Here is a 17200-nt window from a genome sequence, read left to right on the forward strand (position 1 = left end):
CGCTATTTCTTCCGATGCTGGTATTTGCATGATGAATGATAAAGATCTCTCGACCTGGCAGACGTTCCGTCGACTCTGGCCGATGATCACTCCTTTTAAGACCGGGCTGATTGTGGCCGCCATTGCGTTGATTATGAACGCAGCGGGGGACACGCTGATGCTGTCTCTGCTTAAACCGCTATTGGACGATGGGTTTGGAAAAACCGACAGCAGCGTGCTGGTATGGATGCCGTTGGCGGTGATTGCGCTGATGTTGATGCGCGGCGTGACCAGTTTTGTTTCAAGCTACTGCATTTCCTGGGTTTCCGGCATGGTGGTGATGCAAATGCGCCGCCGCCTGTTTGGCCACATGATGAGAATGCCGGTGGCCTTCTTCGATCAGCAGTCCACCGGGACTTTGCTGTCGCGTATTACCTATGATTCCGAGCAGGTAGCTTCCTCCTCTTCCAGCGCGCTGGTGACCGTGGTGCGTGAAGGAGCCTCGATCATTGGCCTGTTCATCATGATGTTTTACTACAGCTGGCAGCTGTCGGTGATCCTGATCGTGCTGGCGCCGATCGTCTCCATCGCCATTCGCCTGGTGTCCAAGCGTTTCCGCAACATCAGCAAGAACATGCAGAACACCATGGGGCAGGTGACCACCAGCGCCGAGCAGATGCTGAAAGGCCATAAAGAAGTGTTGATCTTCGGCGGCCAGCAGGTGGAAACCGAGCGTTTTAACTCGGTGAGCAACCGCATGCGCCAACAGGGCATGAAACTGGTCTCCGCGTCTTCGATTTCCGATCCGATCATTCAGCTGATCGCTTCGCTGGCCCTGGCGTTCGTGCTGTTTGCCGCCAGCTTCCCAAGCGTGATGGAAACCCTGACCGCCGGCACCATTACCGTGGTGTTCTCGTCGATGATCGCGCTGATGCGTCCGCTGAAGTCGCTGACCAACGTCAATGCCCAGTTCCAGCGAGGGATGGCGGCCTGTCAGACGCTGTTCTCCATTTTGGATATGGAACAGGAAAAAGACACCGGCACCCGCGAAGTGAAGCGTGCGAAAGGCGATATCGAATTCCGCAACGTCACCTTCTACTACCCGGCCAAAGAAACGCCGGCGCTGCGTGATATCAACCTGAAAATCTCCGAAGGCAAAACCGTCGCGTTGGTGGGCCGTTCCGGTTCGGGTAAATCCACCATCGCCAACCTGCTGACGCGCTTCTACGATATTCAGGAAGGCGAAATCCTGATGGATGGCCACGATCTGCGTGAATATACCCTGGCCTCGCTGCGCAATCAGGTGGCCCTGGTTTCACAAAACGTGCACCTGTTCAACGACACCATCGCCAACAACATCGCCTATGCGCGCGAGAGCGAATACAGCCGCGAGCAGATTGAGAAAGCGGCGGAAATGGCGTACGCGATGGACTTCATCAACAAGATGGAAAACGGTCTGGATACGGTGATCGGTGAAAACGGCGTGATGCTGTCCGGCGGCCAACGCCAGCGCATTGCCATCGCGCGTGCTTTGCTGCGCGATTGCCCGATCCTGATCCTGGATGAGGCGACGTCTGCGCTGGATACCGAATCCGAGCGTGCCATTCAGGCCGCGCTGGACGAGCTGCAGAAAGACCGCACTTCGCTGGTGATCGCGCACCGTCTGTCGACCATTGAGAAGGCGGACGAGATCCTGGTGGTGGAGGACGGCCGCATCGTCGAACGCGGTGAACACGCCGAGTTGCTTGAGCGCCAGGGCGCCTATGCGCAGCTGCACCGCATGCAGTTTGGTCAATAATGATTGAGCGCATCTGGTCCGGCGGTTCGTTGCTTTATCTGGCGCTATTGCCGCTCTCGTGGCTTTATGGCTTGTTCAGTTGGCTGATCCGTCTCAGTTACCGCTGCGGCCTGCGTAAAAGTTGGCGTTCGCCGGTGCCGGTAGTGGTGGTGGGTAACCTCACCGCCGGCGGCAACGGTAAAACGCCGATGGTGATTTGGCTGGTGGAACACCTGCAACAACGGGGCTATCGCGTTGGCGTGGTGTCACGCGGCTACGGCGGCAAGTCGGCGGTTTATCCGCTGGTGCTCGGTCAGAATACGTCGACCCGCGAGGCGGGCGATGAGCCGGTGCTGATTTATCAACGTACCGGTGCGCCTGTGGCGATCGCGCCCAAGCGAGCCGAGGCGGTGCAGGCCCTGCTGCAACAACAGCCGCTGGATGTGATCATCACCGACGACGGCTTGCAGCACTACGCTTTACAGCGTGACTTCGAGCTGGTGGTCATCGACGGCGTGCGTCGTTTCGGTAACGGCTGGTGGTTGCCGGCCGGGCCGATGCGTGAACGTGCCGCGCGGCTTGGCAGCGTCGATGCGCGCGTCGCCAATGGCGGCGTGGCGCAGGCCGGGGAAATTGCCATGCGTCTGCAGGCGCGTGATGCGGTGAACCTGCTGAGCGGTGAGCGTCGCCCGGCGGCCGAGCTGCCGCGCGTGGTGGCGATGGCGGGTATCGGCCATCCGCCGCGTTTCTTCGCGACGTTGGAAAAGTTGAACGTCGAAGTCGTGCAGGAAGTGGCGTTTGCCGATCATCAGGAATATCAGCAGGAACCGCTGGCGGCGTTGGTTAATGCAGATCAAACGCTGTTGATGACGGAGAAGGACGCGGTGAAGTGTCGCGCCTTTGCCCAGCCCAATTGGTGGTATCTACCGGTTGATGCGGTGCTACCGTCCGCTCAGGCTGAGCAACTGCTGCAGGATATCGAGTCCCTGCTGACTAAGTAATCTCAGGATGCCAGCGTGGCAAGCCCCAGGGCTTGCGCGCAGGCTTCCAGCGAACGCTGCTGGGTTTGCTGATACAGCGCCAGCTCGTCGATCACCTCACTGCCCAACGCTTGTTCAAACGCTGCCCGGCTGGAAACCGCGTTGTACTGCGCGTGGCGGCTGTCCCCCAGATTCGACTGGAAAATCCCCGCCGCGCTGACCGGCAGAAAATCTTCATACACCAGAGGCTGGAAGCGAACGTGTTCTTTCTCGATCAGCTGTTCCAGGGTGCTGTGCTTGTCCAGCGACTCTTTGGCCGCCAGGCCGCATTCGGTCGGGAAATAGCGGAACCAGGCTAGCTGTTGCTCACGCAGCGTGGCGTAATCATCCGGAAACGCCCGGAAGTTTTCCTCCAGCAGTTGATAGTAGCGCTCGGCATTCTTCTCGCTCGGCGGCGCCTGCAACGCATCGTTGGTCGCCTGCAGCAAACGGTCGTAAAGTTCGCGTCCTTTAGGCGTTAGCGCCACGCCGCGTTGTTCGATCTCGCCGAAGCGCGCGGTATGGTGACCGGCGATGGCGTGGCCGTCGTGCTCAACGAAATCGACGCTTTCTTCCAACGCTTTGAAGCTGGTTTGGCGCAGCAGGATCGCGCGGCGGCGGCGCGGCGGGCCCTCGATGACCGCTTTGGGCGTAATACCGCGGCCGGGCATCGCTTGCTGAACGCGATCGATATCCAGCGTACGTGGTGTCAGGTGGTTGATATGCGGCCCTTTAAACGCCACCACGTCGGCGATCAGGCGATGCTGATCGTGCAGCTGCCGGTATTCTTCGGCGCTGACCGTCGCCTGGTTATGCCAGCGGAAGGTTTCCAGCGCTTGTTCGACAAATTCTTGCGCCTGCACTTCATTCAGCCCGCCTTGCGCTTCCTGCAGCGCCATCAGCTCCAGCGCGCGATCGGTAAAGATACGGCGGCGCGCCAGCAAGCGCTCGGCCAGCGCACGCAGCGCGGGATCTTCTATCAGTTCCAGGCGCAGCAGGGAGGTGAACACGCGGAAAGGACTGATCTGCAGCGCGTCTTCGTGTATGGCGCGAAAAGCGGTGGAGTGCACCGGAACGCCCGCCACCGACAGGTCATAGTAACCGACCGGCGCCATGCCCATCACCCGGAACAGGCGGCGCAGGGTGGCCAGTTCGTCCGCCGTGCCGACCCGGATCGCGCCGTGGCGCTCCATGGCCAGGCGTTCGATCTCGCCGGTGATTTGCAGTTGATGAGCCAGTGCGGCATCTTCGCGTAGAACCTGCCGGTTGGTTTCCGCCACCAGCTCCAGCAGATCGCCGTACAGCGGTACCTCTTTTTGATACATGTCCGACATCGCGTGAGAGAATCTGGCGCGGATTTCATTAGGTGAAACGAACTGCTGGGCGGTCATGCGCATAGCTCCTTGATTCAGCATAATCTGAAAAATCGTGTTTTTAGCGGCAAAAGTGCTGGCGAAAAAGCCGTCTGCCTTGTTTTCCCCTCAAGTTTAGCCATCTGATTTGGGATTTGTTATAGCGGCGTCAAGCATATTAGAGTTTTATGCGTTAGCTCTCATTTGCAGCGCTCAGACGGGCAAATGATGCCCCGGTGAGGAGAGGAACGCGCTGGATCGGCTGCGGCGAGCGTTAAATTAAGTCATGTATATTCATGGGGATAAAAATAAATTCGGTGTAATGATGAATTTATTGCAATAAACCTCTTGTGCATTCACCATTTTTATGAGTAAATGCAAGTCGGCCTGTAATCCAGACCTATTTATGTTCGAGTTTAGAGTTAAGCAGTTCCTCCAAAAACGTTATCATCCGATTCCGCTTCAAAGACGAACCTTCTAAGTACCTCCCATAAGTAATGTTTCTGAAATGGCCGCAATTGCCTCTTATGGCAGGTTTTGTAAATATATTTAAAGGTAAAAGTAATGTCTAAGAAGACTGGTCAAGTTAAGTGGTTCAACGAAAGCAAAGGTTTTGGTTTCATTGAGCAGCACGACGGCGGCAAAGATGTATTCGTACACTTCTCCGCAATCATGACCGACGGTTTCAAGACCCTGGCTGAAGGCCAGCGCGTCGAGTACACCATCCAGGACAGCCCGCGCGGGCCGGCTGCCGCCAACGTAGTTGCTCTGTAAGAAGACAGGGAACGCGTATAAAGAGATCTTAATACAACCATGGTGACGCTTCAGCGCTGAGTCATGCGGAAGATATTAAGTTCAACAAGCCCGCCTTAGTGCGGGTTTTTTATTTTTTTGCTCACGAGAGGTTTGTTACGAAAAACTTTAGGATGGGCTGGTAGCGTCCAGACAATATAAAAAATGACGTTGTCAAGGATGCTCAAGTAAAAGGATATAAGTTATGTTTAAAAATACTGTGTTAAAAATGGGTCGTGTGAAATGGTTTAATCAGGCCGAAGGCTATGGTTTTATTTCACCGGTAGATGGCAGCGACGAAATCTATGTCAACCGCAACGCTATCGCCAACACCAAAAATAAGTCGTTGAACGAAGGTCAGAACGTTGAGTTCTCGATCTATCGCAGCTCGCATGGGCTGTCCGCGGCAGACGTTATCGCGTTCTGATCGCATCCTCCTTCCTCGCCAGTGCCGGTGTCGCCACCCGCAAGCACTGGCGAAGATAAATCCCGCGATATCCACTATTATCAGGCCATTGCCTACTCGCCACGGATATCAGGATGACCACCCCGACCATTTCCCTTACCGCCGCTCGCGCACTGCACCTTGCCGCCCAGGGGCTGCTTTCTCCGCTTAAACGCCAGGCTCGGCCCGATGATGTCGTGAGCGCGATCCAGCGCATGGGGCTGTTACAAATCGATACCATTAGCGTCGTCGCCCGCAGCCCGTATCTGGTGCTGTTCAGCCGTTTGGGGGCCTATCAGCCGGAGTGGCTGGAGCAGGCGCTCGCCGGCCGCAAGTTGTTCGAGTATTGGGCGCACGAGGCCTGTTTCCTGCCGATCGAGGATTTTGGTCTGTTGCGGCATCGCATGCTGGCGCCGCATGATATGGGCTGGAAATACTCGGCCGACTGGGTGCAGCAGCACCAGGCGGCGATGGACAACCTGCTGCGGCATATCGAACAACAGGGGCCGGTGCGTTCCGCCGATTTCAGCGCCGAGAAGAAAGGCAACAGCGGGTGGTGGGACTGGAAACCGGAGAAACGGCACCTGGAGATCCTGTTTACCGCCGGCAAGCTGATGGTGGCCGAGCGTCGCAACTTCCACCGGGTTTACGATCTGACCGAAAGGCTGCTGCCGGCCTGGGACGATGCGCGTCATACGCTGCCTGCGGAGCGGGCGCGCCGGCAGATGTTGCATCGCACCTGCCGCTATCTGGGCATTTTCCGCGCCGAGTGGTTGGCGGATTATTATCGGCTGAAACGCGTGGCGCCAAAAGCCTTGCTGGCAGAGCTGCAGGCGCAGGGGGAAATTTCGCCGGTGCAGGTAGAGGGGCTGGAAGGGCAGTTCTATGTGCATGAATCACTGGCGGAACTGCTGCCGCTGGCGGAGCAGGGCAAACTGAAATCGACGGTCACCAGCCTGCTGTCGCCTTTTGATCCGGTGGTGTGGGATCGCCGCCGGGCGCTCGAACTGTTCAACTTTGACTATCGGCTGGAGTGTTACACGCCGAAAGAAAAACGTCGCTATGGTTACTTCACGTTGCCGGTGCTGCATCGGGGCGAGCTGGTGGGGCGGATTGACGCCAAGGCGCACCGTCGCCAGGGCATCTTCGAGATCATCAGTTTCCATGCGGAGCCGCAGGTGCGCTTCGGTAAACAGCGAGCGCAGGACATCCGGCAGGCCATCGCGCGCACGGCCAAATGGCACGGTGCGCAACGCGTCGCGCTGGGCGACATTCCGGCCGCGTTGGCCGCGGAATGGGGTGCCGGCTGGGAAGTGGGATAACGAGCGACGCCGTCGGTGGGGTAAAACGAAGTGAAGCGTCGCTCGTTACAAAGGGGCTCAGTGGCTGAAGTTAGCGAACAGAGCGATGATTTTATGCAGACGTTTGATCATGTATCACGGCTTTTTTGTGATTTGTATCACAAAATTCTACGCCGGGATGCGCCGCAGTTCAAGCTGTCGCGCTGACGCAGTGAGGAAATATCGGCACCTTGGCGCCGCCGATGATTAACCTGAGGCCGGGCGTTATGCTATCCTCACTGCCTTTCCCAGATGACCTATCCCCTAGCGGAGGATGCATGGACCACCGTTTACTCGAAATCGTTGCCTGCCCGGTATGCAACGGCAAACTCTATTTCAATAAAGAAAACCAGGAACTGGTGTGCAAAGCGGATGGGTTGGCTTACCCGCTGCGTGATGGCATTCCGGTGCTGTTGGAAAATGAAGCGCGTGCGCTGTCGCTGGATGAGAAGCACGCATGAGTTTTATCGCTATTATTCCCGCCCGCTATGCCTCAACCCGTTTGCCGGGCAAACCGCTGGCCGATATTCACGGCAAGCCGATGGTGGTGCATGTGATGGAGCGCGCCCGTGAGTCCGGCGCTAGCCGCGTCATCGTGGCGACCGATCATCCTGAAGTCGCCAAAGCGGTGGAAGCCGCCGGCGGCGAAGTGTGCATGACCAGCCCGGATCACCATTCCGGCACCGAGCGTCTGGCGGAAGTGATCGCGCACTACGGCTTTGCCGACGACCAGATCATCGTTAACGTGCAGGGCGATGAGCCGCTGATCCCACCCGTTATCGTGCGGCAGGTGGCGGAAAACCTGGCGGGCAGCCAGGCCGGCATGGCGACGTTGGCGGTGCCGATCGAGAGCGCCGAAGAGGCTTTCAACCCCAATGCGGTGAAGGTGGTGATGGACGCGCAGGGCTACGCGCTCTATTTCTCACGCGCCACCATTCCGTGGGATCGCGAGCGTTTCGCCGCGTCGAAAGAGAGCATCGGCGACAGCCTGCTGCGTCATATCGGCATCTACGCATACCGCGCGGGCTTCGTGCGCCGCTACGTCAGCTGGGCGCCGAGCCAACTGGAGCAGATCGAGCTGTTGGAACAGCTGCGCGTGCTGTGGTACGGTGAAAAGATCCACGTGGCGGTCGCGAAAGCGATCCCGAGCGTGGGGGTCGATACGCCGGAAGACCTCCAGCGCGTGCGCGACAGCATTCAACCCTGAGCCTGATTTCGTCGGCGCGCCGCGCAACGCGCCGACGATGCAATACCCCCATTATTGATCCCCGTTTTGTTGATCTGCGTTGAAGAATTTTTCCGCTCGCCGTTCGATGATGTTACGCATCCCCCCTAATTAGCCTGAGGTGAATGCCTTATGGAGCAGTTACGCGCCGAACTGAGCATTGTGCTGGGTGAGTCCATCAGCCGGCTGGAGCGGGTGAGCGAACAGCCTTATGCGCATATGTATTCGCTGTACGATCGGCAGGGCAACGCGATCCCGCTGATGGCGAAAAGCTTTATCTGTCGGGGCATCGCCCAGCAGGAGGCGTACAAGCTGTCGATGCTGGCGCGCGACGGGGATATTCGCCTGCCTACGGTGTATGGTGTGGTGTGTACCCACCAGGCGCCGTATACGGAAATCCTGCTGCTCGAGCGCCTGCGCGGCGTGTCGGCTGAGGCGCCGACGCGCTCTCCGGATCGCTGGAATATGCTGATGGAGCAGATCGTTGACGGGATATTGGCCTGGCACCGCATCGACAGCCACGGCAGCGTCGGCAGCGTTGACAGCACGCAGGAGAATGACTGGTTTTGCTGGTATCAACAGCGGGTCGAAGTGCTGTGGGCGACGGTGGTCAATCTCACCACCCCGCAGTTGACCATGGCGGATCGGCGTTTGCTGTACCGCACGCGCGAAGCGCTGACCCATTTCTTCGTCGGCTTCGATGATCCCTGTGTTCTGGTGCACGGTAACTTATCGCTGCGCAGCATGCTGAAAGATCCCAAAAGCGATCAACTGCTGGCGATGCTCAATCCCGGCGTAGTGCTGTGGGCGCCGCGCGAATACGATCTTTTCCGCCTCTGCGAGGCGGGCATGCCCAGCCAGCTGCTGTTCAGCTATCTGCAGCGGGCGCCGGTCGCCGACGCTTTCCTGGCGCGGCGCTGGCTATATGTGGTGTGGGAAGCGGTAGGGCGTTTGATCCATACCGGCAAGCTGGAGCGGCGGCCGTTCGACTATGCGTCGCAACAGCTGCTGCCCTGGCTGGCCGGTTGAACGAGCTTTACTCTGCGCCGGCGCTATCTGCGCCCTTCAGCCATTGCCACAGACTACCCAGCGTTTCATACCACGCGCGCTCGGTATGGCCGAGGAACATTGACGACGGTGTGGCGCGATCCCAGATATTCAGCGGCGAGTCGATCGCTAACTGGTTGGCCGGCGCCGGGATCGGGTGCAGCCCCTTAGCCTTGAAGAAACGCATGGCGCGCGGCAGATGGTTGGCGGAGGTCACCAGAATGAACGGTTGCTCGCCGACCAATTTGGCGACCTGAGCGGCCTCTTGCTCGGTATCGCGCGGTTCCCCCAAGATCACCATATCACTGCGCGGCACGCCCAGGCTTTCGGCCACCAGCGCCGCAGTGGCGGCGTTGCTTTGCATGGGGCCGGCGGACGCGCCGGTGAACACCATCCTGGCGCCGGGATGTGCAAGGTAGAGCCGCACGCCTTCCGTCACGCGCGGCAGACTGTTGCCGAGCAGGTTTGAACTGGGCGCCCAATCGGGATTGTAGGTATAGCCCCCGCCCAACACGACGATGTAGCTGACCGGATCGTTACCGCGATAAGTCTGGTATTCGGCCTCGATCGGCCGCAGCAGCCGGTCGGCCACCGGTTGCAGGCTGAAAAGCAGTAAAAACAGCCAGCTCAGCGTGAAAATCGTCTTACCGCTTTTTTGCCAGCGGGTGAACCACAGCAGCAGCAGCGCCAGCCCCATCAGCAGCATCAACAGCGGCAGTGGCATCAGCAGGGCGCCAAAGAACTTTTTCAGGTTGAACAGCATCGAAAATCAGATCCTTTTGGGTGAAAAAGCGGCATCCAGGTATAAACAGGCCGCAAGAAGATACATTCTAAGTCAGTCTGTGCCAAAATAGCAGGTTTGAATGGGCGTGCGCTTTGCCGCCGACAAGAATGAGATCAGCGGAGCCGTTGTCCATGCAGGATCGCAATTTTGACGATATTGCTGAAAAATTTGCGCGTAATATTTACGGCACCACGAAAGGAAAAATCCGCCAGGCGGTGGTTTGGCAGGATCTGACCGGGCTGCTGGCGCAGTTGCCGCAGCGGCCGCTGCGCATTCTCGACGCCGGGGGCGGTGAAGGCCATATGGCCTGCCAACTGGCAGAATTAGGACATCAGGTGTTGTTGTGCGATCTTTCTGGTGAGATGATCCAGCGCGCCGCGCAGCTGGCGGAGCAGAAAGGTGTGAGCCAGAACATGCAATTCGTACAAAGTTCTGCGCAGGATATCGCTCAACATTTGGAACAGCCGGTTGATCTGATATTGTTTCATGCAGTGCTTGAATGGATCGCCGAGCCCGAAGCGGCGCTGCAGGCGTTGTATGACTGCCTGACGCCGGGCGGCGCACTGTCGCTGATGTTCTTCAACGCCAACGGCCTCTTGATGCGCAACGTGGTGTTGGGTAATTTCCAACTGGTGGATCCCGAGGTCAGACGGCGCCGCAAGCGTTCGCTGTCGCCGCAATATCCGCACGATCCGCTATTGGTCTACGGTTGGTTGGAACAGCTGGGCATGCGCATCGGCGGCAAAACCGGCGTGCGGGTGTTCCACGACTATCTGCAGAGCAGACAGCTGCAAACACAAAAATTTGAAGAGTTACTGGCGCTTGAACAGCACTATTGCCGGCAGGAGCCGTACGTGAGTTTGGGGCGCTATATTCACGTCATGGCGCATAAACCAAACCTGAAGGACGAACTATGAGTGAATTTTCCCAGACAGTACCCGAACTGGTCGCCTGGGCACGGAAAAATGATTTCTCTATTTCGCTCCCTACGGAGCGTCTCGCATTTCTGCTCGCTATCGCCACCCTGAACGGCGAACGACTGGACGGCGAGATGAGCGAAGGTGAGCTGGTTGATGCATTTCGCCATGTCAGCAAGGGTTTTGAACAGACGCATGAAACGGTGGCGATGCGCGCCAACAATGCGATTAACGACATGGTGCGCCAGCGCCTGTTGAACCGCTTTACCAGCGAGCTGGCGGACGGCAACGCGATTTACCGCCTGACGCCGTTGGGTATCGGCATTACCGATTACTATATTCGCCAACGCGAATTCTCCACGCTGCGCCTGTCGATGCAGCTGTCGATCGTGGCGCAGGAACTGAAGCGCGCCGCCGACGCCGCCGACGAAGGCGGCGACGATTTCCATTGGCACCGCAACGTGTTCGCGCCGTTGAAATATTCGGTGGCGGAAATCTTCGACAGCATCGACATGACCCAACGCGTGATGGACGAGCAGCAGCAGAGCGTGAAGAACGACATCGCGGCGCTGCTGAGCAAAGATTGGCGGGCGGCGATCTCCAGCTGCGAGATGCTGCTGTCGGAAACCTCGGGCACCCTGCGCGAGCTGCAGGATACGCTGGATGCGGCGGGCGATAAGCTGCAGGCCAACTTGCTGCGCATCCAGGACGCAACCCTCGGCAACGTGGAGCTGGGTTTCGTTGACAAGCTGGTGTTCGATCTGCAAAGCAAGCTGGATCGCATCATCAGCTGGGGTCAGCAGGCGATCGACCTGTGGATCGGCTACGATCGCCACGTGCATAAATTTATCCGTACCGCTATCGATATGGACAAAAACCGCGTGTTCGCCCAGCGCCTGCGCCAGTCGGTGCAAACCTATTTCGACCACCCGTGGGCGCTGACCCATGCCAATGCCGATCGTCTGCTGGACATGCGCGACGAAGAACTGGCGCTGCGCAGCGATGAAGTGACCGGGGAACTGCCGCCGGATCTGGAGTTCGAAGAGTTCAGCGAGATTCGCGAACAGCTGGCGGCGATGATCGAAGAGGCGCTGAAGGTGTACCAGGAACAGCAGATGCCGCTCAACCTTGCAGCGGTGATGCGCGATTATCTGGCGCAATATCCGCGTGCGCGTCATTTCGACGTGGCACGTTTAGTGGTCGACCAGGCTGTGCGCCTCGGTGTGGCTGAAGCAGATTTCTCAGGGTTGCCGGCGGAATGGCAGGCAATCAATGATTACGGAGCCAAGGTCCAGGCCCATGTCATCGACAAATATTGAACAAGTAATGCCAGTCAAGCTGGCCAAGGCGCTGTCCAACTCGCTGTTTCCGGCATTGGATAGCCAACTGCGCGCGGGTCGTCACATCGGTATCGATGAGCTGGACAACCACGCCTTTTTAATGGATTTCCAGGATGAGCTGGAAGAGTTTTACAACCGTTACAGCGTCGAGCTGATTCGGGCGCCGGAAGGTTTCTTCTATTTGCGCCCGCGCTCCACCACGCTGATCCCGCGTTCGGTGCTGTCCGAGCTGGATATGATGGTGGGTAAGATCTTGTGCTACCTGTATCTCAGCCCCGAGCGCCTGGCGCACGAGGGCATTTTCAGCCATCAGGAGCTGTACGACGAGCTGCTGAGCCTGGCCGATGAGAACAAGCTGCTGAAGTTCGTCAACCAGCGCTCTACCGGTTCGGATCTCGATCGGCAGAAGCTGCACGAAAAGGTGCGCACCTCGCTGAACCGTCTGCGCCGCCTCGGCATGGTCTATTTCATGGGCAATGACAGCAGCAAGTTCCGCATTACCGAGGCGGTGTTCCGCTTCGGCGCCGACGTGCGCAGCGGCGACGATCCGCGTGAAGCGCAGCTGCGCATGATTCGCGACGGCGAGGCGATGCCGGTTGAAACCAGCCTGTCGCTGAACGATGAGAATGACGCTGAGGATCAGCAGGTTGATAACGCTCCTGACGGTGCAGAGGATGAACAGGAATGATTGAACGCGGTAAATTTCGCTCGTTGACGCTGGTTAACTGGAACGGCTTCTTCGCCCGCACCTTTGATCTGGATGAGCTGGTGACCACGCTGTCCGGCGGTAACGGGGCGGGGAAATCCACCACCATGGCGGCCTTCGTCACCGCACTGATCCCCGACCTGACGCTGCTGCACTTCCGTAACACCACCGAAGCGGGCGCCACCAGCGGCTCGCGCGACAAGGGCCTGCACGGCAAGCTGCGCGCCGGCGTGTGTTACTCCACTCTTGACGTCGTCAATTCACGCCACCAGCGCGTGGTGGTTGGCGTGCGTCTGCAGCAGGTGGCAGGGCGCGACCGCAAGGTCGATATCAAACCGTTCACCATTCAGGGGCTGCCGACCGCGGTACAGCCGACTGAATTGCTGACCCAGACCGTGGGTGAGCGCCAGGCGCGCGTGCTGTCGCTGCAAGAGTTGAAAGAGCGCGTGGAAGAGATGGAGGGCGTGCAGTTCAAGCAGTTCAACTCCATCACCGATTACCACTCGCTGATGTTCGATCTGGGCGTGATCCCGAAACGCCTGCGTTCGTCCGCCGATCGCAGCAAGTTCTACCGTCTGATCGAAGCGTCGCTGTACGGCGGTATCTCCAGCGCCATCACCCGCTCGCTGCGTGATTACCTGCTGCCGGAAAACAGTGGCGTGCGCAAGGCGTTCCAGGACATGGAAGCGGCGCTGCGCGAAAACCGCATGACGCTGGAAGCGATCCGCGTCACCCAGTCGGATCGCGACCTGTTCAAGCATCTGATCTCCGAGGCCACCTCCTATGTGGCGGCGGACTATATGCGCCACGCCAACGAACGCCGCATCCATCTGGACGGCGCGCTGGCGTTGCGCAGCGATCTGTTGGGCAGCCGCAAGCAGCTGGCCGCCGAACAGTATCGCCATGTGGAAATGGCGCGCGAGCTGAGCGAACAGAGCGGTGCCGAATCCGATCTGGAAACCGATTACCAGGCAGCCAGCGACCACCTGAATCTGGTGCAGACGGCCATGCGTCAGCAGGAGAAGATCGAACGCTATGAAGCCGATCTGGAAGAGCTGACCTACCGTCTGGAAGAGCAGAACGAAGTGGTGGCCGAGGCGAGCGAGCAGCAGGCCGAAAACGAAGCGCGCGCCGAAGCGGCCGAGCTGGAAGTGGATGAGCTGAAGAGCCAGCTGGCCGACTACCAGCAGGCGCTCGACGTGCAGCAGACCCGCGCCATTCAGTATCAGCAGGCGCTGCAGGCGTTGGAGCGCGCGCGCGCGCTGTGCCAACTGCCGGCTCTGACCGCCGACAACGCCGAGCAGTGGCTGGACACCTTCCAGGCCCGCGAGCAGGAAGCGACCGAAGCGCTGCTGATGCTGGAACAGAAGCTGAGCGTGGCCGACGCCGCGCACGGCCAGTTCGAGCAGGCCTATCAGCTGGTGGGTAAAATCGCCGGTCAGGTCAGCCGCAGCGAAGCCTGGCAGTGCGCGCGCGAATTGCTGCGCGACTGGCCTTCGCAGCAACACCTCGCCGAGCGCGTTCAGCCGCTGCGCCTGCGCCTGAGCGAACTGGAACAGCGCCTGCGCTCGCAGCAGGACGCCGAGCGCCTGCTGCAAGAATTTTGCAAACGCCATGGCCAAGAGTACCAGCCGGACGATCTCGACATGCTGCAGCAGGAGCTGGAAGAGCGCCTGGAAGCGCTGTCGCAGAACGTCAGCGAAGCCGGCGAACGCCGCATGGAGATGCGCCAGGAGCTGGAGCAGATCCAGCAGCGCATCCGTGAGCTGACGGCGCGCGCCCCGGTGTGGCTGGCAGCGCAGGACGCCCTGAGCCAGCTCAGCGATCAGAGCGGAGAGCCGCTGGAAAACAGCCAGCAGGTGACTGAATACATGCAGCAGCTGCTGGAGCGTGAGCGCGAAACCACTGTCGAGCGCGACGAAGTGGCGGCGCGCAAGCGCGAAGTGGAAGCGCAGATCGAACGTCTCAGCCAGCCGGGCGGCGCGGAAGATCAACGCCTGGTCACCTTGGCCGAACGTTTCGGCGGCGTACTGCTGTCGGAAATTTACGATGACGTTACCATCGACGACGCGCCTTACTTCTCGGCGCTGTACGGCCCTTCGCGCCACGCCATCGTGGTGCCGGATCTGTCGCTGGTGCGCGAGATGCTGGAAGGGCTGGAAGATTGCCCGGAAGATCTCTACCTGATCGAAGGGGATCCGCAGTCGTTCGATGACAGCGTATTTGCCGTCGAAGAACAGGACAAAGCGGTGGTGGTGAAGATCGCCGATCGCCAGTGGCGTTATTCCCGCTACCCGGAAGTGCCGCTGTTCGGCCGCGCGGCGCGCGAAAACCGCCTGGAAGTGCTGCATGCCGAGCGTGAAACGCTGGCGGAGCGCTATGCCACGCTGTCGTTCGACGTGCAGAAAACCCAGCGTTCGCATCAGGCCTTCAGCCGCTTTATCGGCACCCATCTGGCGGTGGCGTTCGACGCCGATCCGGAAGCGGAGATCCGCGGCCTGAACGCCCGTCGCGGCGAGATCGAGCGTGCGCTGAACAATCACGAAGCGCAGAATCAGCAGCAGCGCCAGCAGTACGATCAGGCCAAAGAGGGCATTTCCGCGCTCAACCGCCTGATGCCGCTGGTGTCGTTGCTGAACGATGAAACGCTGCAGGATCGCGTCGACGAGATCCGCGAAGAGCTGGAAGAAGCACAGGACGCCGCGCGCCACATTCAACAGCACGGGGTGTCGCTGACCAAACTGGAGCCGCTGCTGTCGGTGCTGCAGAGCGATCCGCAGCAGCATGAACAGCTGCAGCAGGACTACGCGCAGGCGCAAAGCGTGCAGCGTCAGGCCAAACAGCAGGCGTTCGCGTTGACAGAAGTGGTGCAGCGCCGCGCGCACTTCAGCTATACCGACTCCGCCGGCATGCAGAATGCCAACAACGATCTCAACGACAAGCTGCGCCAGCGTCTGGAACAGGCGGAAGCCGAACGCGCCCGCGCCCGTGAGCAGCTGCGTCAATATCAAACCCAGTTCACTCAATACAGCCAGGTGCTGGCCTCGCTGAAAAGCTCGTATGACGCCAAGCGCGACATGCTGAAAGAGCTGAGCCAGGAGCTGGTGGATATCGGCGTGCAGGCCGACGCCAACGCCGAAGCGCGCGCGCGTCAGCGCCGCGACGAGCTGCATGCGGCGCTGAGCAACAACCGCGCTCGCCGCAATCAGCTGGAGAAACAGCTGACCTTCTGCGAAGCCGAAATGGATGGCCTGCAGAAGAAACTGCGCAAGCTGGAACGCGACTACCATCAGCTGCGCGAGCAGGTGGTGACCGCCAAGGCGGGCTGGTGCGCGGTGATGCGTCTGGTGAAAGACAACGGCGTGGAACGCCGTCTGCATCGCCGCGAGCTGGCGTATATGGATGGCGACGAGCTGCGCTCGATGTCGGATAAGGCGCTCGGCGCGCTGCGTCTGGCGGTGGCGGACAACGAACACCTGCGCGACGTGCTGCGTCTGTCGGAAGACCCGAAGCGGCCGGAGCGTAAGATTCAGTTCTATATCGCGGTGTACCAACACCTGCGCGAGCGTATCCGCCAGGACATCATCCGTACCGACGATCCGGTCGAGGCCATCGAGCAGATGGAGATTGAGCTGGGCCGTCTGACCGAAGAACTGACCGCGCGCGAGCAGAAGCTGGCGATCAGTTCGAAAAGCGTGGCCAACATCATTCGCAAAACCATTCAGCGCGAGCAGAACCGCATTCGCATGCTGAACCAGGGGTTGCAGGCCGTTGCTTTCGGCCAGGTGAAGAGCGTCCGTCTGAACGTCAATGTGCGCGAAGCGCATGCCACTCTGCTGGACGTGCTCTCCGAGCAGCAGGAACAGCATCAGGATCTGTTCAACAGCAACCGCCTGACCTTCTCCGAAGCGCTGGCCAAGCTGTATCAGCGCCTGAATCCGCAGATCGACATGGGGCAGCGTACGCCACAGACCATTGGCGAGGAGTTGCTGGACTACCGCAACTACCTGGAAATGGAAGTTGAGGTGTACCGTGGTTCCGACGGCTGGCTGCGTGCGGAAAGCGGCGCGTTGTCTACCGGTGAAGCCATCGGTACCGGGATGTCAATCCTGGTGATGGTGGTGCAGAGCTGGGAAGAAGAGTCCCGCCGCCTGCGCGGTAAAGATATCTCGCCGTGTCGCCTGCTGTTCCTCGATGAAGCGGCGCGTCTGGATGCCAAGTCGATCGCCACGCTGTTCGAACTGTGCGATCGTCTGGAGATGCAGCTGATCATCGCGGCGCCGGAAAACATCAGTCCGGAGAAGGGCACCACCTATAAACTGGTGCGTAAGGTGTTCCAGAACCACGAGCATGTGCACGTGGTGGGGCTGCGCGGTTTCGCCGGCGAGCCGCCGGCGCTGGGCACTGCGCCGGTCGAAACGCCGTAACGCAGAAAAACGCCCTAAAAATCCGAAAATAGCCGCCGCAGGGTGGCTAT

14 protein-coding genes are annotated in these 17200 nt (G+C 59.4%); 12 read left to right on the top strand and 2 right to left on the bottom strand.

The features are described from left to right. The first annotated feature begins 28 nt into the window (after positions 1–28). A complete protein-coding gene (msbA, locus tag GT753_RS04415) occupies positions 29–1777 on the top strand; it encodes a lipid A ABC transporter ATP-binding protein/permease MsbA (protein ID WP_015377329.1) in 1749 nt (582 codons plus the stop codon). Further along, the gene (gene lpxK / locus GT753_RS04420; protein WP_015377330.1) at positions 1777–2757 is read left to right on the top strand and encodes a tetraacyldisaccharide 4'-kinase; all 981 of its coding nucleotides are present in this window, start codon (positions 1777–1779) and stop codon (positions 2755–2757) included. The genes msbA and lpxK overlap by 1 nt, the downstream gene beginning before the upstream one ends. Before the next feature lie 2 nt (positions 2758–2759). Here lpxK and GT753_RS04425 read toward each other — a convergent pair whose 3' ends face one another. Further along, entirely contained in the window at positions 2760–4166 is a 1407-nt protein-coding gene (locus GT753_RS04425) for a VOC family protein (RefSeq protein ID WP_004928247.1), read from the bottom strand. 525 nt (positions 4167–4691) lie between these two features. On the opposite strand from GT753_RS04425, the gene GT753_RS04430 reads away from it, so the two are divergent. From GT753_RS04430 to GT753_RS04455, 6 genes are all read left to right on the top strand, one after another. Continuing rightward, positions 4692–4901 carry a cold shock domain-containing protein gene (locus GT753_RS04430; RefSeq protein ID WP_004928244.1) on the top strand — a complete coding sequence of 70 codons (210 nt, stop codon included), beginning with the start codon at positions 4692–4694 and terminating at the stop codon, positions 4899–4901. Positions 4902–5124: 223 nt separating this feature from the next. After that, positions 5125–5346 (top strand): cold-shock protein, encoded by a 222-nt coding sequence (locus GT753_RS04435; protein WP_004928241.1) that lies wholly within the window; start codon positions 5125–5127, stop codon positions 5344–5346. A gap of 113 nt (positions 5347–5459) precedes the next feature. Next, the gene (locus GT753_RS04440; protein ID WP_160125308.1) at positions 5460–6686 is read left to right on the top strand and encodes a winged helix-turn-helix domain-containing protein; all 1227 of its coding nucleotides are present in this window, start codon (positions 5460–5462) and stop codon (positions 6684–6686) included. A 296-nt stretch (positions 6687–6982) separates the two neighbouring features. Further along, positions 6983–7165 carry a Trm112 family protein gene (locus GT753_RS04445; protein ID WP_004928237.1) on the top strand — a complete coding sequence of 61 codons (183 nt, stop codon included), beginning with the start codon at positions 6983–6985 and terminating at the stop codon, positions 7163–7165. Continuing rightward, complete coding sequence (gene kdsB, locus GT753_RS04450; RefSeq protein WP_004928235.1) at positions 7162–7911, top strand: 3-deoxy-manno-octulosonate cytidylyltransferase; 750 nt, start codon at positions 7162–7164, stop codon at positions 7909–7911. The genes GT753_RS04445 and kdsB overlap by 4 nt, the downstream gene beginning before the upstream one ends. A gap of 150 nt (positions 7912–8061) precedes the next feature. Further along, positions 8062–8958: a YcbJ family phosphotransferase gene (locus GT753_RS04455; protein WP_160125309.1), complete on the top strand. Its 897-nt coding sequence runs from the start codon at positions 8062–8064 to the stop codon at positions 8956–8958. A 7-nt stretch (positions 8959–8965) separates the two neighbouring features. Here GT753_RS04455 and elyC read toward each other — a convergent pair whose 3' ends face one another. Continuing rightward, positions 8966–9739, bottom strand: coding sequence for an envelope biogenesis factor ElyC (elyC, locus tag GT753_RS04460; protein WP_015377333.1), 774 nt, complete (start codon positions 9737–9739; stop codon positions 8966–8968). A 152-nt stretch (positions 9740–9891) separates the two neighbouring features. On the opposite strand from elyC, the gene cmoM reads away from it, so the two are divergent. The 4 genes from cmoM to mukB are packed head-to-tail and all read left to right on the top strand — an operon-like array spanning position 9892 to position 17150. After that, positions 9892–10677, top strand: a complete 786-nt coding sequence (cmoM, locus tag GT753_RS04465) for a tRNA uridine 5-oxyacetic acid(34) methyltransferase CmoM (protein ID WP_015377334.1) — start codon at positions 9892–9894, stop codon at positions 10675–10677. Then, positions 10674–11996, top strand: coding sequence for a chromosome partition protein MukF (gene mukF / locus GT753_RS04470; RefSeq protein ID WP_015377335.1), 1323 nt, complete (start codon positions 10674–10676; stop codon positions 11994–11996). Before cmoM ends, mukF begins: the two co-directional genes overlap by 4 nt. After that, positions 11977–12705, top strand: a complete 729-nt coding sequence (gene mukE / locus GT753_RS04475) for a chromosome partition protein MukE (protein WP_004928226.1) — start codon at positions 11977–11979, stop codon at positions 12703–12705. The genes mukF and mukE overlap by 20 nt, the downstream gene beginning before the upstream one ends. Then, positions 12702–17150 (top strand): chromosome partition protein MukB, encoded by a 4449-nt coding sequence (mukB, locus tag GT753_RS04480; protein ID WP_160125310.1) that lies wholly within the window; start codon positions 12702–12704, stop codon positions 17148–17150. The genes mukE and mukB overlap by 4 nt, the downstream gene beginning before the upstream one ends. The last annotated feature ends 50 nt before the right edge of the window (positions 17151–17200 follow it).

This window comes from Serratia sp. Z4 (genome assembly GCF_009900725.1).
Taxonomy (GTDB): domain Bacteria; phylum Pseudomonadota; class Gammaproteobacteria; order Enterobacterales; family Enterobacteriaceae; genus Serratia; species Serratia nematodiphila.

Coding starts and splice junctions, on each gene's coding strand:
- msbA (WP_015377329.1), top strand. CDS start 29: ATGATGAATGATAAAGATCTCTCGACCTGGCAGACGTTCCGTCGACTC.
- lpxK (WP_015377330.1), top strand. CDS start 1,777: ATGATTGAGCGCATCTGGTCCGGCGGTTCGTTGCTTTATCTGGCGCTA.
- GT753_RS04425 (WP_004928247.1), bottom strand. CDS start 4,166: ATGACCGCCCAGCAGTTCGTTTCACCTAATGAAATCCGCGCCAGATTC.
- GT753_RS04430 (WP_004928244.1), top strand. CDS start 4,692: ATGTCTAAGAAGACTGGTCAAGTTAAGTGGTTCAACGAAAGCAAAGGT.
- GT753_RS04435 (WP_004928241.1), top strand. CDS start 5,125: ATGTTTAAAAATACTGTGTTAAAAATGGGTCGTGTGAAATGGTTTAAT.
- GT753_RS04440 (WP_160125308.1), top strand. CDS start 5,460: ATGACCACCCCGACCATTTCCCTTACCGCCGCTCGCGCACTGCACCTT.
- GT753_RS04445 (WP_004928237.1), top strand. CDS start 6,983: ATGGACCACCGTTTACTCGAAATCGTTGCCTGCCCGGTATGCAACGGC.
- kdsB (WP_004928235.1), top strand. CDS start 7,162: ATGAGTTTTATCGCTATTATTCCCGCCCGCTATGCCTCAACCCGTTTG.
- GT753_RS04455 (WP_160125309.1), top strand. CDS start 8,062: ATGGAGCAGTTACGCGCCGAACTGAGCATTGTGCTGGGTGAGTCCATC.
- elyC (WP_015377333.1), bottom strand. CDS start 9,739: ATGCTGTTCAACCTGAAAAAGTTCTTTGGCGCCCTGCTGATGCCACTG.
- cmoM (WP_015377334.1), top strand. CDS start 9,892: ATGCAGGATCGCAATTTTGACGATATTGCTGAAAAATTTGCGCGTAAT.
- mukF (WP_015377335.1), top strand. CDS start 10,674: ATGAGTGAATTTTCCCAGACAGTACCCGAACTGGTCGCCTGGGCACGG.
- mukE (WP_004928226.1), top strand. CDS start 11,977: ATGTCATCGACAAATATTGAACAAGTAATGCCAGTCAAGCTGGCCAAG.
- mukB (WP_160125310.1), top strand. CDS start 12,702: ATGATTGAACGCGGTAAATTTCGCTCGTTGACGCTGGTTAACTGGAAC.